Genomic DNA, 25,329 nt, shown 5'->3' on the forward strand with positions numbered 1-25,329 from the left:
TCGATAACACAGTAAAATAGCCAAGAAAAAATCAACAAACACTAATAAACGTCATAATTTAAAAACTTAAACTTCGATATATAAGTTACTCCATAACTGATACATAAGTATAAAAATGAATTAACTGCCATATTTAATTAAGTGAAAGTTGATGTAGGTCCTCGTTTTCATAAACTGGTAGCCCATATAATCCATTAGTATAGGAAAATACAGTTTAAACCACATACTAATGACATCAAGAACAAAGATATTAGTGTAATTATTTAGCTTTTAAATATCCGCAGCTATAAAAGCCTTTCAAACCTAATAACAACCTCTTAGAATGGTTTTTATCATCAGCTTTCGAGTCAGTTATGCTTAGATTAATTCAATCAAATCAGATGGAAGTGTTATCGGAACAACTTTCTAAAATGTTGGCAATTCCACTTGATTCAACGCATTTACTGGCCAGTGAACATATCTTGGTACAAAGCCCAGGTATGTCGACTTGGTTAAGGCTTGAAGTCGCTAAATACAATGGCATTGCTGCAGCGCTTTCATTCCCATTGCCTTCAAGTTTTACTTGGCAATTATGCCACGAACTCTTACCGGATGTTCCAAAAGACAATGCTTTTACTAAAGCAGCAATGACGTGGAAGTTAATGGACTTGTTACCCAAGTTATTAACGGATGAAGATTTTGCGCCATTAAAAGCTTACCTTGAGCAGCAAGCGAGTACATTAGTCGAACCCACTACGACTAGCAATGAACTCTCACCTTTATATGCTCAACATCAACAACATTTTGATGCGATGAAACTATACCAATTATGTGGTCGAATAGCCGATATATTCGATCAATATTTAGTATACCGTCCACACTGGATACTTGGCTGGGAGCAAAATGAGCATCCTTTGTCTCTTGAAGATAATCAGTTATGGCAACCTAAACTATGGCGAGCATTAATTGAATACAACCAACATCAAGTTAATGCCAGTTTGTATCACAGAGCTAACTTGCATCAAGATTTAATTACAGCACTGCAAAACCCAAATACGGTAATCGAATCTCTACCTGAACGTTTATTTGTATTTGGTATTTCATCTATGCCTCCGCAAACGTTAGAAGTGCTATATCACCTTGCAGAACGTATTGAAGTTATTATGTTCTCACTCAGCCCTTGCCAGCATTACTGGGGGGATATTGTTGACCCGAAAGCCCGTGCTCGCATGGCGCTTCAGTATGCCAATAAAAAGCAGCTAGGCGAGCAATGGGAAGAAAAACTTGAAGTCGGTAACCCTATCTTAGCGAACAACGGAAAAATGGGCCGTGAGCTATTAGATTTAATGCTCGCGCTACCTGCAGAGCACACTGATTTTAGTTATGATTGTTATGTTGAACCCAGCCAATCCACCGATGAGTTAAGCCTACTACATGGTTTGCAATATGATATTTTGCAAATGGAAACCTTAGGTGAGCCATTAGGGCCAGATGCGCATTTTTATCAAAACACCGAAGCTCGAAGAACATTGCACTCAAGCGACGATTCCATCACATTGCGCAGCTGTCATAGTCCATTGCGAGAAGTTGAAACGCTGCACGACCACCTTTTACATTTATTATCAAATGATGCCGACTTATTATCAAAAGACATTGTGATCATGATGCCAGATGTGGCCGCTTACGCCCCCTACATCGACGCTGTTTTTGGCACAGGAAACAGTCAGCAACAACATGGCAATCGCTATATTCCTTATGCCATAGCTGACCGAGGTGCTGCGCAAGAATCTCCATTAATCAATAGTTTTTTAAACTTACTCAATATTAATCAAAGCCGCTTTGGCTTAACTGAGATTGTTAGCATTCTTGAAGTGCCAGCCATTTTACGTAAATTTCAACTCGACGATGACGGATTACAGCTTATTAGGCGCTGGTTAGATGATGCTAACGTTCGCTGGGGGCGTGATGAACACACCCGCGTTCAACAGGGCGTGCCAGGCTTTAATCAAAACTCTTGGGCTTTTGGTATTACACGGTTAATTCAAGGCTACGCGTTTAATGATGAGTCCTCCATTTATCATGACACTTTGCTGGTTAAAGGGGTTGAAGGACAGTCAGCGCAAACGTTAGGGTTTTTACTCAACTTTTTAGAAGCCATTGACGAATACCAACTTCAACTTGCAACCCCTTGCCCTACGCTTGAGCGTATTGAGCAACTCTATCAACTGCTGGAAGTATTCTTTGAAGCTGATGATGACGAACGTGAACAAGTACAAACCATTCGCGAAGCACTCACCGCCTTAAAAGATGAGTTAGAAGCTGCAGGCCATCAAGGTTCGCTCGATATTGAAGTATTAAAGCAATGGTTTAATCAGCGTCTTAACGAATCTCGTGTGGGTCAGCGTTATCTAGCGGGCAGCGTTAACTTCTGCACCCTTATGCCAATGCGCTCCATTCCATTTAAAGTCGTTTGTTTACTTGGTATGAACGATGGGGTTTACCCACGAGTTCAACACCCTGTTGGCTTTGACTTAATGGCGCATAACGGCGCAATGAAAGGTGACCGCTCTCGTCGTTTAGATGACAGATACCTATTTTTAGAAGCCTTATTATCAGCTCGACAACAGCTTTATATTAGTTACATTGGCCATTCTGAACGTGATAACGCTGAGCGTATTCCGTCAATGTTAGTCTCTGAATTAATTGAATATTATCAGCTTTGTTATTTTGCGGATTATCGTTTACTCACGAATAATAAACAGCGCAGAGATATCAATAACGATGACGCTAACCTCGCCATTATTGAACATCTAATTATTCAGCAGCCATTACAGCCTTTCGACGCTAAGTTATTTTCCCCAAGCGAACAGCTCACGACAAATAGCTCGCCAGCATTAATGCAAAGTTATAATCATCAATGGTGTCCGCCACAACATGATCCCTGCGCAGAAAGTCAACGCCCTTTTATTGCAGCTAAACAAACCATCGATATTGATTGGCAGCTTGAAGAAGCAATGCCTGCCCAAGTAACAGTGGACGTACCTAATGCAGATATTGGCCGACACACACTTGAGCTTTCAGCCTTGCTTCGGTTTTATCGTAGCCCAGCACAATTTTTTTTAAATCGCAGCTTAAAAGTAGATTTCAATCTTCGTATTCAAGCTGATGATAATGATGAGCCGTTTAATTTAGATTCACTCGAGCGATATAAACTGCAATCGTCCCTGCTAGACAGTGCGATTAGTCACCAGTTAGAGCACGCAGATATGGAATTTATCGCCCAATTAAAAGCCAGCGGCGAGCTTCCGATGCGTCCTTTTGATGACTTGTTGCTTAACCAATATCAGCGAGATATCGCTCCATTAATTGGTCGAATTCAATTTTTAACCGCAGAGCAAGAAAACACGCGAGAAGTTGATGTTGATTTGTGCTTTAACCACATGCCGTTGAATCAACAGCAAAACATTCAAGTCAATGTCGTCGGTCGTATCGATAATATTTATCCTAAAGGTCAAATTAATTACCGACCTGGCACAGCCCATGGTCGTGACTTTTTACGAGTGTACTTACGTCATCTTTGTATCAACGCTTCTGGCATTGAAAAAAACAGTTACCTATTAGATATCGGTCATTTTCATGCCTTTACTGCCATAAAGCAGGCTCAAGCCCACACACTGCTACAGCAATTTGTGCAAGGTTACCTTAATGGTCAAAACAAACCATTATGCTTTATGCCTCGCACCGCCCTTGCCTACGTTGAAGCCGAAGGCGAGCATGCTGACAAGTTATTAGCAGCTCAAAGCCAATGGATAGATGAGCAAACTGAATTTGGCGAAGGCAACGATCCCCATAACAAACGATTATTTCATTTTCCAGATGACTTTACCGAAGTTGAGTTTGGCCACACAGCGATGCAATTATTGAGTCCTATGCTGAGTGTGTATCACAAAGGGACATTAGCAGAGTTAGATGAATACATTAGCGAGATCACCAGTGTTAACACAGAGGGTAGCCACTAATGACCAACGTCACTAAGCTTGACCCGCTCACTTTACCTTTTGCAGGCAGTAGTTTAATCGAAGCCAGTGCTGGTACGGGTAAGACCTACACAATATCGGGTTTGTACTTACGCTTGCTATTAGGTGATAGAGACAAAGCGCCATTAACTTGTGAACAAATTTTGGTGGTGACTTTTACCAATGCGGCAACAGAAGAACTTCGTGACCGAATTCGTAAGCGTATTCAAGTGGCGTTTAAATGCTTTCTTGGTCTTGAAACCGACGATGCTTTCGTCAATGCCCTTTATCAACAAATGCCTGTCGATGAACATTCAATGGCATTAAGGCGATTAGATTTAGCCTTAAAATCATTAGATGAAGCAGCCATTTTTACCATTCATGGTTTCTGTCAGCGCATTCTATCGGATATGGCATTCGAGTCATCTTTACTGTTTGAGTCTGAATTTACTCTGGATGACAGTGAATTTTTACATCATGCCGTTCGAGATTTCTGGCGTGAGGCCTGTTACCCACTACCGCCAATATTAGCCCAAGTCATTGCAAATGAGTTTGGTAGCCCTGATGAACTAGCGAAGCAATTACGGCAATTATTAGGTGCAACCCAAGCCAATACTTCTCTTGTTACTAAAGACTTTAACAAGCTCACCGCAGAGCTAAGTCAAAGCTTATCTCGTTTTAAAATGCGCTGGAAAGCTGATAGTGAAGCAGAACTTGAATTACTACATAGCTTGCCTTTAAACGGCGCAAGGTTTGGTAAAAAAGCCGATGATTACCCCAAGCTTGCAGCCATGTTTGATAAACTAACTCATTGGGCTAGTGCTGAGCACGCGAGTTTGCCGCCAATTAAAGAACTTGAAATGCTGGCATTATCAGGACTTAAACTCAATAAAGGCGGCGAAATACCCACACCTTCTGAAGCACCATTATTGGATCATATCGAGCGCTTATTCGACTTAATTAACCAAATTAAACCGGCTTTTTTAGTTAAAGCCAAAGAGGGTATTAAGTTACGATTTGCTATGCAAAAAGCGCAGCGCAACTTAATGACACCAGATGACTTACTGATGACTTTAGCTGGGGCGCTTCATTCTGTAGCCACTAACGAAACTAACTCTGAAATTAACTTAGAAACTAGCTCAGAAGCTAATTCAGAAAATGACCCAGAATCTGACGACATGGCGTTGGCATCAAATACACAAACTGCACAGCAATTAGCAAAAGCGATTTCAACACGCTTTCCTGTCGCATTAATTGATGAATTCCAAGATACTGACCCGCTTCAATTTGCGATATTTTCAGCGATTTATCAGCAACAGACTCAACTAGAAAAACTGAGTTTACTCATGATTGGCGATCCTAAGCAGGCCATTTATGCTTTTCGTGGTGCCGATATTCATACCTATATTAGTGCAAGAAAACAAACTCAATCGCATTACAACCTTGAAACGAATTATCGCTCATCAACCGCTTTGGTTAATGGGGTGAATCAATTATTTAGCCAGCACGATGATCCTTTTATCAGCGATGCGATTCCTTATGATGTCGTTAACACGCCAAAAAGCGCCGATACAAAAATACTTACTGAAGCGAGTAATGACCGCTCAGCCCTTCGGATAAAGTTATTATCTGAAAATGAAAGCGGGTTAAACAAAACTACCGCTAGAAAACAACTCGCTGGTGATGCAGCCAGTGAAATTAAACGACTGCTCACTGAGTCTCAAGCAGGACAATGCCATCATAATGGTAAAGCACTCGTGGCTAAAGATATTGCTGTATTAGTGAGAGACAGAAATGAAGCGGCCGTAATGAAACAGGCATTAAGTCAGCGTAATATTGGCGCAGTTTTTTTAAGTCGTGATAGTGTTTTTAAAACCCAAGAAGCTTTTGAACTCGCTATCATTCTGCGAGCCCTTGCCACGCCAAAAGATGAACGCTGTTTGCGAGCCGCAATGGCGACTGAACTCATGGGTTATAACGCCTTGCAAATTCATCAGTTCAATCAAGATGAAGAGCAGCGACAAACCTTATTAGACACCTTTGCACAATGGCACCAATTATGGTCTAGGCATGGGATCATGCCTGCACTGTTATCTTTGGCTAATGAAACTCAGCTTATTCGACGCTTTTTGTCTCAAAGTCATAGTCATAGTCATAGTCATTCAAAAATTGACAACAAAATTGAGTCTGAGAATGATATCAGTCAACTTCATGAGAGTGGTGAGCGACGCTTAACCGATTTTCGTCATCTCTCTGAGCTATTGCAGCAAAAAGCCACTGAACTTGATGGCAGTAGCGCACTGATTAATTGGTTTGAGCAACAATTAATTGAAGCTCAAGGCAGTGATGAGCAACAGTTAAGATTAGAAAGCGAGCAGAATCTTGTTCAAATTGTCACGATTCATAAGAGCAAAGGCCTTGAGTACCCTGTTTGTTTTGTACCTTTTATCAGTTTAGCCCGTGACAATCGCAGAAAGCCGACACCAATGCTGTATCACCAAGATGATCAACTCATTTGGGATGTAGAAGGCACCAAAGAAGGTTGGGAGCAATACAAACAAGAAAACCTCGCTGAAGATTTACGCTTGTTATACGTCGCCCTAACCCGCCCTGTGTATGTATGCTATCTCTATATAGCCAATCACAGCCGTATGTTAAAAGCAGGCATTAGTAGCCAATTATTTGAGACTGCAATCGGTTATTTACTTGGCATCACCAGCAAAGATTGCGATTTTGAACAGCTAGAACAGCAAGCACAAAAATTACTGCATCTGGAGTCGGATGATGAACTATACCGCTGTGCAATCAGTATCACTGAAATTAATCAAATCGATGAGTCCGTATTTGTTGACAGCCAAACGTCTTTAGAAGCCTTAGCTGCCAATACACTCAATCGAGGTTACGATACGCCTTGGCGTGTCGGAAGCTATTCAGGTTTAGTAAAACACTTAGCTCATGAGAAAGTGTCACCTGGCGCTGACGATGAAGATTTCAGCCAAGAGCTACAAGTTGCATTTGAACCCAGTAATGACATCAACCCATTTGATACTGAAGCAGAAGTTAATGCCATTAATCGCTTCACCTTTGAGCGTGGCGCCAATGCGGGTAGCTTTATGCATTTAGTAATGGAATTATTTGACTTCACCAAAGCCGATATTGAACTTGCTCCTGCACTAGAAAAAGCCATGGAGCAATACGGTTTTGATAAAGAGACATGGACGAATACCTTAACCGAATGGTACCAGCAAATACTGCATACTCCATTACTCACCGGCTTTATCGACAATGATCAACAACTGCTGAACTCAGATGGAAATATCATTAGCTTAAGTGAGCTAACGCCAAAACAAACATTGGTTGAAATGGAGTTTTATCTACCAATTACTCGTCTTAAAGCCCAAGGGTTAAATACAATATTATCTCAATTTGGCTACGATGCTGGCTTTGAGTTTGATGAATTACAAGGCATGCTTAAAGGCTTTATTGATTTAACTTTCGAGTACCAGGGACGTTTTTATATTGCCGATTACAAATCGAATCATTTAGGTGAAAATTTTAGTGATTACGATACTCATGCAATGGCAAAAGCCATCAGCAGTCATCGTTATAATCTGCAATATATTTTGTACACCTTAGCGCTGCACCGTTACTTAGCATTAAGGCTTCCGCAGTATGATTACAATACACATATTGGCGGTTGCTTCTATCTATTTTTACGTGGAATGACACCACATGAGCCTCAAACTGGCGTCTTTTTTGATAAGCCTTCTCAAGCGCTTATAGACGCATTAGACAGGTTATTTCAACAAGGTGATGACGCCTACTTGGAGTCGCTAAAATGAATTCAATACTCCAATTACAAGCCCCCATTCAACAATTACTGAAACACTGGCAACAACAGGGTCTTATAACGCCTCTTGACCGACATTTTGCGTTAGAAATGGTAAAAATGCAGCGTAGCTATGTTGATGCCAGTCATAGACAGCAAGATGAAGCCTTTTTACTGTTTATATGCGCCTTATTAAGCCAGCAACTGTCTAGCCAACACAGTTGTTTAGTGATCAGTGATATCAACCTCGAAAACCCGTTATGTGAACAACTGGCTTTATGCCAAATAAAAATTAATCATGGGCAGTTAGAGGATGAAATCAAACAACTAAGTTGTGTTGGTGAGCCCGAAGATAATTTGCCATTAATCATTGAATATGGACGCCTGTATCTAAACAAATACTATCATTTCGAGGCTGAAGTTGCTCAACGGCTTAATCAAATGACAGCTATCAACTTAGTGGCCAATACTGAGTTACTGCCAGCCTACCTGGATGATTTGTTTGATGAGCAAGTAAATAATAAACAGAACAACACGAATGAACCTATCATCAATTGGCAAAAAGTGGCTACAGCAACCGCATTAACTAAATCTTTAGCGGTAATTACTGGCGGGCCTGGAACCGGTAAAACCACCACAGTCACCAAACTATTATTATTGCTATTAACTCAGTCTTCATTAACCATCAAGTTAGTGGCGCCAACAGGCAAAGCTGCCGCGAGATTAAGTGAATCAATTAAAGCGTCAAAAACAAGGCTAGCAAGTCAGGTAGAACAGACTGGTAAACAAGAGCTTAAAGATGCGCTAACACGTATCCCTGAAGAAGCAGCGACTTTGCACCGGTTATTAGGCGTGATTCCGAATTCTCACACCTTTCGCCATAATAAAGCCAATCCATTGCGATTAGATTTATTAGTCGTAGATGAAGCGTCCATGGTGGACTTACCCATGATGCATAAATTGCTCAGTGCATTACCACTCAATGCACGGCTAATTTTATTGGGCGATCAAGATCAATTAGCCTCTGTTGAAGCTGGCGCAGTCCTTGCTGATATCTGTTCTGGCCTTCAACAGCATCAAGTAAATGCAAACACTGCGACTCAGCCTTGGCAAATGCGTTACTCTGCCGAGCAAGCTCAGTTGCTTGAAAAACTGACCCATCAACCCACCAGCCAATTCGTTCACCCCCAACCTATGATTGGTGACAACCTTTGTATGTTAATGCACAGCCACAGGTTTAAAGGCGATGCAGGTATTGGTTTATTAGCGAGTGCTGTTAATTATGTCGATATTGCGGGTATTCGCCGAGAATGGCAGCATGGTCACCAAGAGCTCACTTGGATTGAACATCAGGCTCAAGCTACAACTCAGGGACATTCACCTGTAGCAAGCACGAGTAAAACCCAAGCAAATACGCAAAGTCTGCAACTGCTACAGGTATCTGTTGCAGCTTATGGTCAGTACTTGCAAATGATCCTTGATAACCAATATGCCTATACGCAACTTGAATCTAGCTCAGCGGCGTTGGGAAACTTACATAGCCCAACAGCCATTATCGACAGTTTTAACCAATACCGCATTTTATGTGCGATGCGTTCAGGCGAGTTTGGCGTAGATGGGATGAACCTTGCGATGACCAATGTGCTTAAAGAAAATCAATGGATCAAGCCAAGCCAAGAGTTTTACTTAGGTCGCCCAATCATCATTCAAAGTAATGATTACAACTTAGGCTTATTTAACGGTGATATCGGGCTTATTTTACAAGACGAGCAAAAACCAGAACGCTTAATGGCTTATTTTGTTAAAGCCGACGGTAGCTTATTAAAAGTACAGCCAGCTCGCTTACCTAACCACGACACCTGCTTTGCGATGACCGTACATAAAAGCCAAGGCAGTGAGTTTGAACAAGTGGCTTTTGTATTACCGCAAAAGCCCAGCAACGCTCAATGGCAATTGCTTACAAAAGAACTTGTTTACACCGCAATCACTCGTGCTAAAGAACACTTTATTTGTTTAGGCTCGCCTTATGTTTTTGAAAAAGCATGTCAGCAAGTCACTTCAAGGGCATCAGGTTTAGCAATAAGATTATGGGGCACTCATTAATACTGAGTCGTTAATATCGAAATAGTTAATATCGAGATAGTTAATCACGAATAGCCTCATTTAAACCCATTTAGCAGCCTATATCGCATCACAGGCTGCTTGTTAATTAGATTGTGGCTACCTTGTCTCGTTTGTGGTTTTAGTTGCTGCATTTATTGAATAGTATCGACCTATTACCACTGCCAGAATGCCACCTAACACCACTAAAGATGAAATCATTAGACGATAAGTTATCGGCTCTGCCACAAATATCACCCCGCCTATCGCAGCAATTATCGGCACTGATAATTGGATCACTGCAGCTTGGGTAGCACTTAACCCCTTTAGCGCAATATACCAAATACTGTAACCTATCGCTGAAGTTAACCCACCAGCTATGGCAGCCAATATTATCCCCTGATAAGTTAAATTTAAGCTATCAAAGGCCACGATGATTAGCACTAAAACCAAAGGTAATGTACGAGCAAAGTTATAAGCTGTATCCATAATTGGCGCTTGAGAATGTCGCCCTTTAAGGGTGTAAACTCCCCATGCAACACCTGACAGAGTCATCAAAATAAAGCCATTAAATGACGGTGAACTGACGTCAGGTAACACAAGATAAATTAATCCTGAAAACGCCATCAAAATACCAACCCACTCGGCAAGATATAAACGTGTACCAACTAAAAGCGATATGGCTATCATCGTTAATTGCACTGAACCAAAAAGGATTAGGGCGCCAGTGCCAGTATCCACAGAGATGTACGCATACGAAAAGGTCACTGCATAAATGAATAACATAATACTGGCAAACCAACTGCCCGAAACAGGTTTAACGACCTTTTTAACGACCTTTGACAGATTAATTGATTGCCCATGACTGAGTGATTTAACACTAACAATAATTAACAGCACTAAAGCCCCAGTAATCAATCTTACCGCGGTAAAGCTTGCTGCATCTATCGCCTCTTCAGCTAGGGCCAGTCGACTTAAAACAGAGTTAGCCGCAAAGGCAATGATTGCTAGCACGGTTAACAAACAAGTCTTTAAAAGAGAATCGGCAGCTTTAGACGTCGATGAGCGTAAAGTTGACTGAGAAATAGCAAACACCTTAAATCGTAAGTTATTTTGTTCGATATTAGTTATATAGACACGATTCTATCTTTAAAATTATATCGTTAAGATTATCAGCATTAGTATTCGCTATTTTTCCTTTATGGTAAAAGCACTAAAAAGCATTATTTAGATAACATTACAGCAGAATCAATACTGTCCATTTAAACTTTGATGCTCAAGTACTCATGCTCAAAGAGGCTATGACAGTCACGACAAGTAATGAGCCAAATAAAACACGAATGATTCGAGCATGCTTTGGATGAGTAAATACAGGTTTCAATAAACTTCCGCACATTAGCCACAGGCTATCAACTACAATGGCCACGACCAGACAAACGATACCTGTTATCAGGTAGCTTAATTCAATAAAAGAATGAGGTAGCAAAAACTGAGAAAATATCGCAAGAAATGCAGCATAAGCTTTAGGGTTAAGTAGATTTAATACAAAACCATCTCGGAAATTGGGTGCCTTTTGTAAAGTGTCATCGGACTGAATTGGCGCTGTAGCAATCTTAAAGGCGATATAGCACATATAGCCTGCGGCAATGATCTGACAAACAATTCCGATAGTTGGGTAATGAATTAACAGTACAGATAAACCCAATATCGACCCAGTTATCGCAAAAGTGAGTCCAACTAATATACCCAGTAAAAATGGTAAACCTTGCTTAAGTCCATAGGTAGCACCTGTGGCAGCAAGTGCGATAGGCACAGGACCTGGCGAACCTAACAATAAGCCTGTGACGATAAGAAGCGTTAACAATGACTCCAATGACATAATTTCCTTATTATTTTTAGATACTTAACTTAACAAGCTGGTTACTGCAGCTTATTTTCCCAAATGGTTGATGCTAATTAGCCTACATAAGTAAAAGTACTGCTGATAACAGATGGACATTAAAAAGGCTTACAACAGATACCGTTATAAGCCTTTTATTGAGTATGAAGTCCACCATAGAGCCAAAAAGCGTGGCGCTAAAAACTATCACCTGGTATGCGTACCCAACCTTCCATTAACACCCGTGCACTTCGGCTCATACTGGCTTTATCAACTTGCCAGTTCCCATTATCTACACTGGCCTGCGCACCAACTTTTAGTGTGCCTGATGGGTGACCGAAGACCACTGACGTTGGCGGTTTCCCGCCAGCCGCTAAATTAACCAATGTACCTTCCACTGCCGCCGCGGTACCGATTGCAACAGCAGCGGTGCCCATCATCGCATGGTGCAACTTCCCCATAGATAATGCCCTTACCTGCAGATCAATATCGGCTGCACTGATCGCTTTTCCGCTAGACGACGTGTAATCGCTAGGTGGAGATACAAAGGCTATTTTAGGCGTATGTTGTCTTGCTTGAGCCTCATCTATATGGTCAATCAAGCCCATTTTTACTGCGCCATGGGCACGAAGCATTTCGAAAAAATCGAGCGCCCCTTCATCATTGTTTATCGCATCTTGTAGCTCATTGCCGACATAACCGATATCAGCAGCATTAACAAAAATGGTAGGAATACCAGCATTGATCATCGTTGCCTTAATGGATGAATTAGCAGATGAGATTCCTTTAGCGCTAAACTCAGCAATTGATTGTGGCAAAACTAATTCATCAACGACATTCCCAGTTGGAAACATTGCTGCATCTGCATCAGCTGGGGCAAGAAAGTCCACCAAAACTTCAGCAGCCGGAAACGTCACACCGTCAAGTTCAAAGTCGCCAGTCTCTTGAACTTCACCGTTAACCATAGGTACATGGGCGATAATGGTTTTGCTGATATTAGCCTGCCATATTCTCACCACGGCAATACCGTTTTGAGGTATACGACTCTTATCAACCAAACCATTAGAAATGGCGAATGATCCAACGGCTGCGGTTAAGTTTCCGCAGTTACCGCTCCAATCAACAAAGGGTTTATCAATGGCAATTTGGCCAAATAAGTAATCAACATCATGATCAGCTTGCTCGCTCTTAGACAAGATAACCGTTTTACTGGTACTGGATGTTGCGCCCCCCATACCATCAGTTTGCTTGCCGTAAGGGTCTGGACTGCCGATGACTCGCAGTAATAAGTTATCGCGAGCTTGACCTGCAACTTGAGCCACTTGGGGTAAATCAGTAAGGTTAAAGAAAACACCTTTACTGGTCCCCCCGCGCATATAAGTTGCTGGAATTTTAATTTGTGCAATAGTAGACATCTTTTATCCTAAGATGAATTAGCTGAAATAAAGCAAACGTTAATCAGTTAATGCTTTAATCAGCTAATGTTAAAGCTATATGTCAACATTAAGAAGTAGCGACATGTTAGCTCAAAGCGTTAATGAGTTGCCTCTAAGAAGTCCTTGGCAAAGCGTTGTAATATCCCGCCCGCCTCGTAAATAGACACTTCTTCAGCCGTATCTAAACGACACTTCACAGCAACAGTCACTTGCTCACCATTGGCACGTGTGATGATGAGTTCAAGCGCAGCGCCAGGAGTTCGCTCACCAACAACATCATAGGTTTCAGTGCCATCAATGTGATAAGTATGACGATTGTCACCTTGGGTGAATTCAAGTGGTAATACACCCATGCCCACTAAGTTAGTGCGATGAATACGCTCAAACCCTTCAGCAACAATAACTTCAACTCCAGCAAGGCGCACACCTTTTGCCGCCCAGTCACGACTAGACCCTTGGCCGTAATCAGCGCCTGCAATAATAATCAACGGCTGTTTACGATCCATATAGGTTTCAATTGCTTCCCACATGCGAGACTCTTGTCCTTCAGGTTCAATACGAGCCAGTGAGCCCTGCTTAACCACTGACTTGCCATCTTTGCCTATTGTCGTCACCATTTCGTTAAATAGTTTAGGGTTAGCAAAGGTGGCACGCTGTGCAGTAAGGTGATCCCCTCGATGCGTTGCATAAGAGTTAAAGTCAACTTCAGGTAAACCCATTTTAGCAAGGTATGCACCTGCAGCACTGTCGAGCATAATGGCATTTGAAGGGGATAAATGGTCAGTTGTGATATTATCGCCAAGTACAGCTAATGGTCGCATTCCTTTCATGGTGCGCTCACCAGCTAATGCCCCTTCCCAATAGGGAGGACGACGAATATAAGTACTTTGTGGGCGCCAATCATATTGCGGATCAATTTTTGCTGAGCCTGTGCCATATTCAACTTTGACATCAAACATTGGCTCATAGACTTGACGGAACTGTTCAGGTTTAACACTTTTAGCGATAACCGCATCAATTTCAGCATCTGAAGGCCATAAATCTTTCAGGCGAATATCATTACCTTCGCTGTCTTTTCCTAGCACATCTTTCTCAATATCAAACCGGATTGTCCCAGCGATAGCATAAGCGACAACGAGCGGCGGCGATGCCAAAAACGCTTGTTTTGCATAGGGGTGAATACGGCCATCAAAGTTGCGGTTACCAGATAATACGGCTGTTGCGTATAGATCTCGGTCAATCACTTCTTGCTGGATAACAGGGTCAAGTGCGCCACTCATGCCGTTACAAGTTGTACAAGCAAAACCCACAATACCAAAACCAAGCGCTTCAAGTTCTGGCAACAAATTGGCATCTTCAAGGTAGAGTTGCACCGCTTTCGAGCCTGGAGCTAATGATGTTTTCACCCAAGGTTTACGCGTTAGCCCTTTCGCATTGGCGTTGCGAGCAAGTAAGCCTGCTGCAATCACATTACGAGGGTTAGACGTATTAGTACAGCTGGTAATTGCTGCAATAATACAGGCCCCATCAGGCATTAAACCCGCTTCATTTTCGACTTCGCCACTGATACCTTTTGCTGCAAGATCTGTCGTTGAGACTCGGCGGTGCGGATTTGAAGGCCCAGCGATATTACGCCCGACTGTCGAAATATCAAATTTCAGAACCCGTTCATATTCAGCATGTTTAAGTGAATCAGCCCATAAGCCATTGGCTTTTGCATATGTTTCAACCAGTTCAACTTGCTCTGCGTCACGACCGGTTAATCTAAGATAGTCGAGCGTTTTATCGTCGATATAGAACATCGCGGCTGTCGCGCCAAACTCAGGCGTCATGTTTGAAATAGTCGCGCGATCGCCTAGTGTGAGATTTTCAGCGCCTTCACCATAAAACTCAAGGTAAGTAGAGACCACTTTTTGTTCACGTAAAAACTCAGTAATTGCCAGCACAATATCAGTTGCGGTAATACCGGGTTGGCGCTCGCCAATAAGCTCGACGCCCACAATATCAGGAAGGCGCATATAAGATGGACGACCCAGCATCACGCTTTCAGCTTCTAAGCCACCGACACCAATAGCAATAACACCTAATGCATCAACATGCGGTGTATGACTATCAGTCCCAACAAGTGTATCCGGAAAAGCAACGCCTTCACGGGATTGCACAACTGGTGACATTTTTTCAAGGTTAATTTGATGCATAATGCCGTTACCTGGCTGAATAACATCAATATTTTCAAAAGCCGTTTTGGTCCAGTTAATAAAGTGGAATCGATCGTCATTACGTCGATCTTCAATAGCACGATTTTTCTCAAAAGCATCTTTTTCAAAACCTGCATGCTCGACAGCTAAAGAGTGATCCACAATAAGCTGCGTTGGCACAACAGGGTTTACTTTGGATGGGTCTCCCCCCTTTTCAGCAATCGCATCGCGTAGTCCTGCTAAATCCACTAATGCAGTTTGACCTAAAATATCATGACAAACTACACGCGCAGGATACCAAGGAAAATCTAAATCGCGCTTGCGTTCAATAATTTGTTTAAGTGAATCTGTTAAAGTTTCAGGAGAGCAACGTCTAACTAAATTTTCAGCATAAACGCGTGATGAGTAAGGTAGTTTTGCAAAAGCACCAGGGGAAATAGCATCTACCGCAGCTTGAGTATCAAAATAATCTAGTTGGGTGCCTGCAAGGTTTTTTCTATATAAGGTATTCATGTTAGCTTCCATGATCCACGCACTATGGCGTTAGCTGGAACAAAGTAAAAAGGTTAACGTGTCGCATAAATCAAAAGTGCTGACAAAGGACAACACGTTAACCTTCCACCATTATCTTTGTGCAATCGGTGTTACAGTGCGAGGTTCTGAACCAGTATAATCAGCACTTGGGCGAATAATACGGTTATTTGAACGTTGCTCCATCACATGTGCAGCCCAGCCTGTTAGGCGTGAACAAACAAAGATTGGCGTGAATAACTTCGTTGGGATCCCCATGAAGTGATAAGCTGAAGCGTGGAAGAAATCTGCATTACAAAAAAGCTTTTTGGTGTCCCACATGAACTCTTCACAGGCAACAGAAATATCATATAAGCTAGTATCACCAAATTCATGGGCTAACTTTTCTGACCACGCTTTAATGATGACATTACGTGGATCCGACGTGCGGTAAATCGCATGGCCAAAGCCCATAATTTTTTCTTTACGTTCAAGCATGCCAGCCATTTGTGTTTTAGCATCTTCTGGCGAAGTGAACTTTTGGATCATATCCATTGCAGCTTCATTTGCTCCACCATGCAGTGGACCACGTAAAGTACCAATTGCACCTGTGATACACGAGAACATATCTGATAATGTTGACGCACAAACACGTGCTGTGAAAGTTGATGCATTAAACTCATGCTCTGCATAAAGAATTAACGACACGTCCATCACTTTACGGTGCTGCTCCGAAGGTGTCTCGCCACGTAATAACTTTAAGAAGTGACCGCCAATTGAATCTTCATCAGTGACACAGTCAATCTCAACGCCTTCATGGCTGAATTTGTACCAATAGCACATGATTGCAGGAAAGGCTGCTAACAAGCGATTTGCAGCAGTGTTTTGTTGGCTAAAGTCAGCTTCCGGTTCAAGATTACCAAGGAATGAACAGCCTGTACGCATAACATCCATTGGGTGTGCATCGGCTGGAATACGCTGCAATACTTCTTTTAACGCCTGTGGTAAATCACGCTGCTCCATTAACGCCGCTTTGTAACTTGCTAATTGATCTACCGTAGGTAATTCACCGTTAAAAAGTAAATATGCGACTTCCTCAAAAGTAGCATTTTCAGATAAATCAGCAACATCGTAACCGCAATAAGTTAACCCTGAACCCGATTTACCTACGGTGCATAATGCTGTTTCACCTGCGCTTTGACCACGAAGTCCTGCGCCACTTAATTTCTTGTCTACCATAATGATGTCCTATTCTTTTATGTTTTTAATTGTTATCTGTAGGGGCTAAGCCGCTTTATCTAATTTATCTATTTACCAGAAACTTACTTTGTCCCAAAACAAGATTTGTATATTTTTTAAGCAAACCTTGCGTTCTGACAGGTCAAGATAAACGCGTAAAATTACTTGTTTTTACCTTCAGCAAATAAGCTATCTAACTTTTGCTCGTAATCGTGATAACCCAAGTAATCGTATAAATCCATACGAGTCTGCATCGTGTCGACAACCGCTTTCTGATCGCCATCAGTCAAAATAGTGCTATAAACTGTTTCAGCTGCTTTATTCATCGCTCTGAATGCACTTAATGGGTAAAGCACCATGTCTGCGCCCCATTCGCCTAATTGCTCTTTATTCCACAGTTCTGTTTGGCCAAACTCAGTAATATTGGCCAAAATAGGCACATCTAGTGCTTCAGAAAAAGCACGATAATGCGCTTCGGTCTTAACCGCTTCAGCAAAAATACCGTCCGCGCCTGCTGCTACATAAGCCTTTGCGCGTTCAATCGCCGCCTCTAATCCCTCTTGGGCGAACGAGTCTGTGCGTGCCATGATGAAAAAATCTGGGTCGGTTCTAGCATCGACTGCCGCCTTGATTCGGTCGACCATTTCTTCAGTTGATACAATCTCTTTATTTGGACGATGACCACAGCGCTTTTGAGCCACTTGGTCTTCCATATGCACGGCTGCGGCGCCGGCTTTCTCCATATCACGGATAGTTTTCGCAATATTAAATGCGCCACCCCATCCCGTATCGATGTCGACCATTAAAGGTAAATCACACGCGGAGGTGATTCGTTGTACGTCAACTATCACATCATTTAATGATGTCATGCCTAAATCCGGTAAACCGTATGATGCATTAGCAACCCCGCCACCAGATAGGTAAATAGCTTGATGACCAATTTGTTTTGCCATCATGGCAGCATAAGCATTAATGGTACCGACGATTTGTAATGGTTTATTGTCAACTAAAGCTTGACGGAACTTTTTACCTGCACTCATGATTTCCCTCTCTATTGTTATTGTTTGTACTTGGGCTGTCTTAGCCCACAAATATTGATACTTTCTAGCGATTGTTTTACTTGTCGTTATCGAGCTTATTTTCGATATTGGCTTTTGAATACATAATGTGTCGGCGCATCAGCATTTCAGCTAATTCTTCATCACGGTTCGCAATGGCTTTAACGATATGTTTATGCTCATCAAATGCTGTTGTCACCCGTGGCCCAGCCATGCCTAATTGCACTCGATACATACGAATAAGGTGGTACATACCATCAATCAGTACTGAAATAAGATGCTTGTTTTTGCTACCTAGAATGATGCGATAGTGGAAATCCACGTCTCCCGCTTCTTGATAGTAAGACTCGCCTGATTGAACTTCGTCGAAATGATGATTTAGTAAACCATTCAAGTCGGCAATTTCTGCGTCAGTCATGTTTTTTGCGGCAAGTCTTGCAGCCATTCCTTCAAGCGATTCACGTACTTGATACAGTTCAAGTAATCCTTCTGGCGACAATGCAACAACTCGAGCCCCTACATTGGCTTTTCGTTCAACCAAATGACATGACTCTAAGCGATTAATCGCTTCACGAATGACAGCTCGGCTTACTTGATAGTTTGTCGACAATTCCGTTTCACTCAGCTTTGAGCCTGCAGCAATTTCACCTTCAACAATATCCTTTCTTAATTCAAAAAAAGTTTTGTCCGCTGCGGTAATGGGGTGTTCGTTGAAAAATGTCATCGTTACTCTACTGTCAAATTATGACCAATTGTCGACAATATAGTCTTATTAGATTGTAAACTCAATATAAAACCCACACATTGTCGACAAAGGTCTAACGTAAACGTCAATTAATCAGTACATTTTGTTGTTAGACAAAGTTACTTCAAACAGAATGGGAAAGCATGTTGTCATTTATTAACAATATAAGCACAATAGGAATACAGTCGAGGGCGATAGTTAATTACAATAATATCAAGGCTTAATATGGAAACTAATGCTGCAACACCTAAGGTTAACCCTGCGGAGAAAAAAGGCTTTTTAAACAGCATTAATCATTTTCGCGGGATTGCGATTATTTTTATTGTGATGGCACATTGTTACCGCCCCGCAGGTTGGCAATTAGAGACTTTAGCGGATAAAGCATGCTTCAACTTGATGATGAATGGCACAGTCTTTTTTGTCTTTATCTCAGGCTTTTTGTTTCATCACGTGTTTTACCATCGCTGGGACTATAAAAAATACATGAAGAGCAAGACCAAGTTTGTATTTGTTCCTTATCTACTTTTATCTTTACCTTGGATTATTTGGCACATAACTGCAGGAACAGATCCTGCTTTGCATGTTTTATATGCCGATATAGACAAACCTGCCGTAGCAGCAAGTTGGTACGTTATAACAGGCAGAACGTTAACTGCTTATTGGTATATCCCTATGGGAATGATGCTATTTGCGCTTTCACCTTGGGTGATGCATTTGATTAAACGTCAGCATTTGTTAATCGTCGCGATTCCCCTCTTTATTATTGCGATGATTATTCATCGACCCGAATCGAACCTTAATGCAATTCAGTCGTTGTTTTACTTTTTACCTGTATATCTGTTTGGTGTTTGGGGATCGGCACACCGAGATAAGCTATTTCCGTTTATCGATAAATACTGGTTAGTGATGTTGGTATTAGCCATCTTGCTTGCTGTCGGTCAAGCCTACTGGTTTGGCGCTGGGGTATTAAATAAAGCCGCGTTTGAGTTCACTGTGCCGGACTTAATGTTGCCGCAAAAAATACTACTTACCTTAGTCATTTTGGCGATTTTAAATAAATTTGAACATATCAGTATTAAGCCACTGCAAAAACTCGCCGAAGTCAGTTTTGCGATTTACTTTATTCACCCTTGGCTCACAACACCTTGGTGGATGATTTACGAAAGTCCCGACTTATTTGGTTTTAATGGACAAGGAAACATTCTCACAACCTTGATTGTGACCATGGGCGTTATCTTCATTTCTTATTTTATTGCTGTTGCCCTTAAAAAGGTGCTCAGCAAAAAAAGTCGTTACTTAATTGGTTGGTAATACTATATAAACCGACAATAATCGCTTAAAAACATAAAGCCTTATTCACAGTAATAAGGCTTTTTTATGTAAATTTGCTTAACGTATTAGTTTGATTAAAAATTAATAATGCTTATTGATGAATAGATAAGCAGTTACCACAAACCTTTCTTGCGTTGAACCTTGCCAGTTCATTATCATGAACCTATTAAACTGGTAACGACTTTTTTCTTCACGAGGCATTATGACGACTTTTAACGTTCTCCTTATTTGCGGTGGTGGCAGCGCTGAACATGATGTATCTGTGTTATCGGCTAACTTTTTTGAATCGTCATTATTGCAATCTAATAAAATCAATCTGTTAAGAGTTGAGTTAGATAGCAAGGGTCATTATTTTGATAGTGAAGGTCATAGTTGTGAATTAACTAATCGGCGTGAAGTACGATTTGATAATGATGTCAAAGCGCCATGGGTAGTGGATTACGTCATTCCTTGTATTCATGGTTTCCCTGGTGAAACAGGCGATATTCAATCTTATTTTAACTTAATTCAATTACCTTACTTTGGTTGTGAGTCAGAAGCATCGAGTAATTGTTTTAATAAAATCACCGCCAAAATGTGGTTTAGTGCACTGGGCATCCCGAACACGCCTTACATTTTTTTGAATGACTATAATCAATCAGCTATTGAGCAAACCCAAGCAGCACTATCTAAATGGGGCTCAGTGTTTGTAAAAGCAGCTTCCCAAGGCTCATCTGTTGGGTGTTACAAAGTCGATAGCCAAGAGCAAATAGCACAAGTGTTAAAAGATGCATTTAGTTTTGCACCTTCAGTTGTGGTTGAAAAAACCATCATAGCGCGTGAGTTAGAAGTCGCAGTATATGAATATCAAGGTAACGTCATCGCCACGTTACCAGGCGAAATTATTTGCGCCGACAATACTTTTTATACTTTCGATGAAAAATACAATGCTTCAAGCAAAGCTCGAACTGATGTAGTTGCAGGAAATTTATCACAACAAAATATCGATAAGATCAGAGAATACGCCTTAAAAGCATTTACAGGTATGAAGTTACGTCATTTGTCGAGAATTGACTTCTTCTTAACGGATGACGGTGAAATTTTATTAAATGAAATTAATACCTTCCCTGGTTCTACACCCATCTCAATGTTTCCAAAAATGATGCAAAATCATGGTGAAAACTTTACCGACTATCTCGTTGGCAATATTGAAACACAGTTAACATCTCTTAATACCATTCGTTAATTTGATTAACTGTTACCGGGACATATTAATCGAAATAATATTGGAGAATGTTTGCTGTTGGCCAGCATTTTCCAATTCATCACGCCATGGGTTCTCTTGAACTTTCACCATGTAAAAATGTTCTCTATAGGTATCAGTCACAAAGGCGATGCCATGCTGCATTAACTCATAATGTATATCGTGAACAAACACCAAAGAAAAATTTTGTCTCCCAGTTAATTGATTAATATCTTCACGGGTTAAACTCACCCCAGTTTCCAACTGCTCAAATTGTAATTTAAGCCAATTAGCAAAGTCTTTAGAACTTACCATCGACATAGTCACCTCCAAACAAAGCCCAAATATATTTCAGCGGATATCTCATCCGTTGAGAGCTAGCTGAATAGTCAAAGTATAGTTTGTTATGGAAATGTTGTTTTGAAAGCAGACAATTTATAGACTAAAAGGACATGAGAGTAATACTTTAGTGCTCAATCATTTCAAGTTCAGTGACACTACGCTTAATGGGTTAATGCCGAAATGTTCAACCAATTCATCCGATATCCCATTGTTATTTATTAATAATAGGCCTTTAAAAATTTTGATTTATGTAATTACTGGTCATATATCTGCGTCAATTATCACATTATTGTCAAATTAATGACTAAAAGGGTTGATTTAAACGTACTGTAATAAGATTATTGAGGTTGCTACTTTAGTAGTAAAATTTTCACATTCAAAGCATATTATTAAACATAAGATTACATTAATAGGAATAAACAAATGCTCAAACAACTCTGTGTGATTATGTTGTTGGCTCTAGCAGGATGCAGCTCTAATAACCATTTCAGTGATATCGCAACTTCTAATGTCGCTGGACAATACTTCAACGATGATGGTTTCGGCAACCAAACTAACCTGATTTTACATGAGAATGGTCGCTACGAATCTACTATAGAAGGAGTGGCTGGAGTTACAAGTTATTCACAAGGAACTTGGTCAAACATAGGTAATAAGATTTCTTTTTCACCAGAAAGTAATTCAGATAAATTAAAGTTATCCATACAACCTATGGAAGTTGTTGAGCAAAACCATGAGCTATTACTAGTACCTGTTAGAAAAGTTAACCTTCATCAGCAATTAATGGCAAACTTTGGAAAATCTACTTATACATATAATCGCTAAAACTTTAAAATATTGTATTAGCCTACCTACAAGGAAGCACCGTAGGCTTCATTAATCCTCACCATAAAACCATCTTGATACATTGAATTCAGAGCCTCAACTAATGCATCATGCTTTGACTCTTCTAATTCTCGATTACACGCCATAGCTCTCAGTGCAGTATAAAAAATCAATTCAGGCTCACCCAATTGCACTTTAGATTGATCCATAATGGTTTTGGCACTAATGATTTCAGATGCCCAAAGTTGAATCCTATCTCTTTGTAGCTTTTTAATATTGAGATTATCATCGTTGGTCAGTTGTACTTGATATTCAAAAGACGTTAAGTATTCTCCAATCCCACTTCCTAAAAAGGTGCCAATTGAATAGGATTTTGCATCTTGTAAGGTAATTAATGGTAAGGATTTATCCTTGGCACTAAACAAACCGTAACGTGAAATTAATATTGGTCCTACCCAGCGAAACTCACTCTCTCTTTGCTGGGTTCTATCAATGGGTAACACACAAACACCTTGGCTGCGTGACGTCATGGTCAATCCTCTTTTCAAAGGATTAAAAATAATCTTATAGTCAATATCTGCCCGAGAGAATAATTCATCAATGATTTCTATAATCATACCTTTATGAGTAGTATCGGTTTGCTCTGCATAAGGTAAGTGTTGATAGGTATAAATGGTAATCTCTTCTGCCTCGACCCATTTAGGAAAACAGAACAATAATGAAAGTAAAACCCATGTTTTTCTACCAAACATTGATTGCCTCCTCAAACGGTAAGGTTTTACCTTTTACTGACGTTTCCTTGACTGGTTTCGGGGAGCCTGGTTGATTTAGCCAGAAAGAAGGTGAAACTTTAGGGTTCACTTTAGGACCACATGTCATCTTGCTTGATTGGAGCTTAATAAGATGCTCATCAATTTTTTCAGCTAAGTTATTCATGCCTTGGGCAACACTGACTTCGCCCGTCAAAATGTGGCTTACGGCTTGCCACCAGTAACCTGCCATCCCAGGATAATCAGGTACATTGGTTCCCGTAGGAGTCCACACATTGCGTGCTTGACTACGATAAAACTCAACGAGCCCGCCTAAATACTTTGCCTTATCAGTCATATAATCAGAATCAATATCCGATTGACGGATTGGTGTTGACCCAACAATTGTTTTTCTTAATGATACCGTTTTAGATACAACAAATTGCGCATATAACCACGCCGCAAGTTGTTGCTCTTTTGGTGTATGATTTAAAAATGTCCAAGCTCCGGTATCTTGATAGCCAGACTTCATACCTTGTTGCCAATACTGCCCTACCGGTGATGGTGCAACTCGCCATTTGGGCGTGCCATCTTGATTCATCACAGGTAAACCAGCTTGGGTGAAATCAGATACAAATGCGGTGTACCAAAATATTTGTTGAGCAATATTGCCTTTTGCCGCCCAATCTCCAGATTCTGAAAACGTCAATTGCTGCGCTTCAGGTGGTGCATACTCTATTAACCAATCTTTGTATTTTTCGACCGCATAAATAGCTGCTGGGCTATTTAGGGCGCCACCTCGTTCAATACTTGCACCAACTGGATGGCAATCTTCAACTCTGATCCCCCACTCATCCACAGGTAATCCATTAGGCAGGCCTTTATCACCCACCCCTGCCATAGAAAGCCACGCATCCGACATACGCCAACCTAGAGATGGATCTGATTTACCGTAATCCATGTGGCCATAAACCTTCACTCCATCAATAGAATGAATATCATGGGTAAAAAAATGAGCAATATCTTCATAGGCCTGCCAATTTTGTGGAACACCCAATTTATAACCGTATTTGGATTCGAATAATGCTTGATAAGTTGGATCTGCAAACCAGTCACTGCGGTACCAATATAAGTTGGCAAACTGCTGATCTGGTAATTGATAAATTTTACCATCAGGGCCTGTGGTAAATGCCAGCCCTATGAAATCATTCAGTGCAAGAGTCGGCAGAGTATACTTCGCAGCGTGATCGTTCATTAATTCAGTGACAGACTTAATATTTTGCTGTCGGAAATGACTACCAATTAAGTCACTGTCACTGATATAGGCATCATACAAACGCTGACCAGTCATTAGCTGAGCTGATAGCTTCTTAATCACGTCATCTTCATTAGTTAACTCATGGATGACATGAATACCCGTAATGTCATAAAACGCTTTTGCTAATACGTTAGATTCATATTGATGAGTTTTAATACGTTCTGAGATGACACGTATTGTCTTGCCCTTAAACGGCGCAGCAGTATCTCTAAACCACAATAATTCTCGTTTTTGCTGTTCGATTGATAATGTTGATGGTTGAAACTCAGATTCGAGCCAAGTGAGAGATTTAAAGTTCAGCGTGTCATTTGCAACATGACTACTGGCAGTATTGCTTGTTAGCTCAGATAAGTCAGTCTGAAGTACAACAGGGGTAACAGGTTTTTCTTCTGTCCCCTCAATTAACGCTAATAGGTTTACTTGAGACTCAGCATACAAAGGGGTAATTGACATCAGAGCTAATAAACCCAACAGGCTAATTAACCATTTAAAGGAGGATCGAGAAATGTTTCTTTGCATGCTTCCTCTTCAGTTATTGATGTCAAAAATAGA

16 protein-coding genes are annotated in these 25,329 nt (G+C 41.0%); 6 read left to right on the forward strand and 10 right to left on the reverse strand.

What is annotated here, in order from left to right; all coding sequences use genetic code 11:
- The first annotated feature begins 353 nt into the window (after nt 1-353).
- Genes recC through recD form a run of 3 tightly spaced genes read left to right on the forward strand, consistent with a single transcriptional unit; the run spans nt 354 to nt 9,927 of the window.
- Nucleotides 354-3,998, forward strand: a complete 3,645-nt coding sequence (recC, locus tag A9267_RS04335) for an exodeoxyribonuclease V subunit gamma (protein WP_065108339.1) — start codon at nt 354-356, stop codon at nt 3,996-3,998.
- On the forward strand, nt 3,998-7,837 hold the full coding sequence (gene recB, locus A9267_RS04340; protein WP_065108340.1) for an exodeoxyribonuclease V subunit beta: 3,840 nt from the start codon (nt 3,998-4,000) through the stop codon (nt 7,835-7,837). Before recC ends, recB begins: the two co-directional genes overlap by 1 nt.
- Entirely contained in the window at nt 7,834-9,927 is a 2,094-nt protein-coding gene (gene recD / locus A9267_RS04345; protein WP_082972178.1) for an exodeoxyribonuclease V subunit alpha, read from the forward strand. Before recB ends, recD begins: the two co-directional genes overlap by 4 nt.
- A 117-nt stretch (nt 9,928-10,044) precedes the next feature.
- Here the strand turns inward: recD and A9267_RS04350 are convergent, their stop codons facing one another.
- From A9267_RS04350 to A9267_RS04380, 7 genes are all read right to left on the reverse strand, one after another.
- A complete protein-coding gene (locus A9267_RS04350) occupies nt 10,045-11,019 on the reverse strand; it encodes a DMT family transporter (protein ID WP_231919044.1) in 975 nt (324 codons plus the stop codon).
- Nucleotides 11,020-11,200: 181 nt separating this feature from the next.
- Nucleotides 11,201-11,803 (reverse strand): LysE family translocator, encoded by a 603-nt coding sequence (locus A9267_RS04355; RefSeq protein ID WP_065108341.1) that lies wholly within the window; start codon nt 11,801-11,803, stop codon nt 11,201-11,203.
- A gap of 197 nt (nt 11,804-12,000) precedes the next feature.
- Complete coding sequence (prpF, locus tag A9267_RS04360) at nt 12,001-13,218, reverse strand: 2-methylaconitate cis-trans isomerase PrpF (protein ID WP_065108342.1); 1,218 nt, start codon at nt 13,216-13,218, stop codon at nt 12,001-12,003.
- A gap of 119 nt (nt 13,219-13,337) precedes the next feature.
- Nucleotides 13,338-15,950 (reverse strand): Fe/S-dependent 2-methylisocitrate dehydratase AcnD, encoded by a 2,613-nt coding sequence (acnD, locus tag A9267_RS04365; protein WP_065108343.1) that lies wholly within the window; start codon nt 15,948-15,950, stop codon nt 13,338-13,340.
- A gap of 111 nt (nt 15,951-16,061) precedes the next feature.
- Complete coding sequence (prpC, locus tag A9267_RS04370; RefSeq protein WP_065108344.1) at nt 16,062-17,186, reverse strand: bifunctional 2-methylcitrate synthase/citrate synthase; 1,125 nt, start codon at nt 17,184-17,186, stop codon at nt 16,062-16,064.
- A 161-nt stretch (nt 17,187-17,347) separates the two neighbouring features.
- Nucleotides 17,348-18,226 carry a methylisocitrate lyase gene (gene prpB / locus A9267_RS04375; RefSeq protein WP_065108345.1) on the reverse strand — a complete coding sequence of 293 codons (879 nt, stop codon included), beginning with the start codon at nt 18,224-18,226 and terminating at the stop codon, nt 17,348-17,350.
- Between the two features lie 76 nt (nt 18,227-18,302).
- A complete protein-coding gene (locus tag A9267_RS04380) occupies nt 18,303-18,968 on the reverse strand; it encodes a GntR family transcriptional regulator (RefSeq protein WP_065108346.1) in 666 nt (221 codons plus the stop codon).
- Nucleotides 18,969-19,214: 246 nt separating this feature from the next.
- Between A9267_RS04380 and A9267_RS04385 the strand changes: the two genes are divergently transcribed.
- Nucleotides 19,215-20,300: an acyltransferase family protein gene (locus tag A9267_RS04385; RefSeq protein WP_065108347.1), complete on the forward strand. Its 1,086-nt coding sequence runs from the start codon at nt 19,215-19,217 to the stop codon at nt 20,298-20,300.
- Nucleotides 20,301-20,523: 223 nt separating this feature from the next.
- A complete protein-coding gene (locus A9267_RS04390) occupies nt 20,524-21,546 on the forward strand; it encodes a D-alanine--D-alanine ligase (RefSeq protein ID WP_065108348.1) in 1,023 nt (340 codons plus the stop codon).
- A 12-nt stretch (nt 21,547-21,558) separates the two neighbouring features.
- On the opposite strand, the gene A9267_RS04395 is transcribed toward A9267_RS04390, so the two are convergent.
- Nucleotides 21,559-21,864: a hypothetical protein gene (locus A9267_RS04395; RefSeq protein ID WP_055023836.1), complete on the reverse strand. Its 306-nt coding sequence runs from the start codon at nt 21,862-21,864 to the stop codon at nt 21,559-21,561.
- Nucleotides 21,865-22,308: 444 nt separating this feature from the next.
- Between A9267_RS04395 and A9267_RS04400 the strand changes: the two genes are divergently transcribed.
- Nucleotides 22,309-22,710, forward strand: a complete 402-nt coding sequence (locus A9267_RS04400) for a hypothetical protein (RefSeq protein ID WP_055023837.1) — start codon at nt 22,309-22,311, stop codon at nt 22,708-22,710.
- A gap of 26 nt (nt 22,711-22,736) precedes the next feature.
- Here the strand turns inward: A9267_RS04400 and A9267_RS04405 are convergent, their stop codons facing one another.
- Complete coding sequence (locus A9267_RS04405; protein ID WP_065108349.1) at nt 22,737-23,462, reverse strand: substrate-binding periplasmic protein; 726 nt, start codon at nt 23,460-23,462, stop codon at nt 22,737-22,739.
- A complete protein-coding gene (locus A9267_RS04410) occupies nt 23,452-25,296 on the reverse strand; it encodes an ABC transporter substrate-binding protein (protein WP_156669093.1) in 1,845 nt (614 codons plus the stop codon). The genes A9267_RS04405 and A9267_RS04410 overlap by 11 nt, the downstream gene beginning before the upstream one ends.
- Nucleotides 25,297-25,329 lie beyond the last annotated feature (33 nt).

Source organism: Shewanella sp. UCD-FRSSP16_17, assembly GCF_001675935.1.
GTDB classification, from domain to species: Bacteria; Pseudomonadota; Gammaproteobacteria; order Enterobacterales; family Shewanellaceae; genus Shewanella; species Shewanella japonica.

What these genes read in the sequence shown, in the direction of transcription:
- recC (WP_065108339.1), top strand. Translation starts at nt 354, where the DNA reads ATGCTTAGATTAATTCAATCAAATCAGATGGAAGTGTTATCGGAACAA.
- recB (WP_065108340.1), top strand. Translation starts at nt 3,998, where the DNA reads ATGACCAACGTCACTAAGCTTGACCCGCTCACTTTACCTTTTGCAGGC.
- recD (WP_082972178.1), top strand. Translation starts at nt 7,834, where the DNA reads ATGAATTCAATACTCCAATTACAAGCCCCCATTCAACAATTACTGAAA.
- A9267_RS04355 (WP_065108341.1), bottom strand. Translation starts at nt 11,803, where the DNA reads ATGTCATTGGAGTCATTGTTAACGCTTCTTATCGTCACAGGCTTATTG.
- prpF (WP_065108342.1), bottom strand. Translation starts at nt 13,218, where the DNA reads ATGTCTACTATTGCACAAATTAAAATTCCAGCAACTTATATGCGCGGG.
- acnD (WP_065108343.1), bottom strand. Translation starts at nt 15,950, where the DNA reads ATGAATACCTTATATAGAAAAAACCTTGCAGGCACCCAACTAGATTAT.
- prpC (WP_065108344.1), bottom strand. Translation starts at nt 17,186, where the DNA reads ATGGTAGACAAGAAATTAAGTGGCGCAGGACTTCGTGGTCAAAGCGCA.
- prpB (WP_065108345.1), bottom strand. Translation starts at nt 18,226, where the DNA reads ATGAGTGCAGGTAAAAAGTTCCGTCAAGCTTTAGTTGACAATAAACCA.
- A9267_RS04380 (WP_065108346.1), bottom strand. Translation starts at nt 18,968, where the DNA reads ATGACATTTTTCAACGAACACCCCATTACCGCAGCGGACAAAACTTTT.
- A9267_RS04385 (WP_065108347.1), top strand. Translation starts at nt 19,215, where the DNA reads ATGGAAACTAATGCTGCAACACCTAAGGTTAACCCTGCGGAGAAAAAA.
- A9267_RS04390 (WP_065108348.1), top strand. Translation starts at nt 20,524, where the DNA reads ATGACGACTTTTAACGTTCTCCTTATTTGCGGTGGTGGCAGCGCTGAA.
- A9267_RS04395 (WP_055023836.1), bottom strand. Translation starts at nt 21,864, where the DNA reads ATGTCGATGGTAAGTTCTAAAGACTTTGCTAATTGGCTTAAATTACAA.
- A9267_RS04400 (WP_055023837.1), top strand. Translation starts at nt 22,309, where the DNA reads ATGCTCAAACAACTCTGTGTGATTATGTTGTTGGCTCTAGCAGGATGC.
- A9267_RS04405 (WP_065108349.1), bottom strand. Translation starts at nt 23,462, where the DNA reads ATGTTTGGTAGAAAAACATGGGTTTTACTTTCATTATTGTTCTGTTTT.
- A9267_RS04410 (WP_156669093.1), bottom strand. Translation starts at nt 25,296, where the DNA reads ATGCAAAGAAACATTTCTCGATCCTCCTTTAAATGGTTAATTAGCCTG.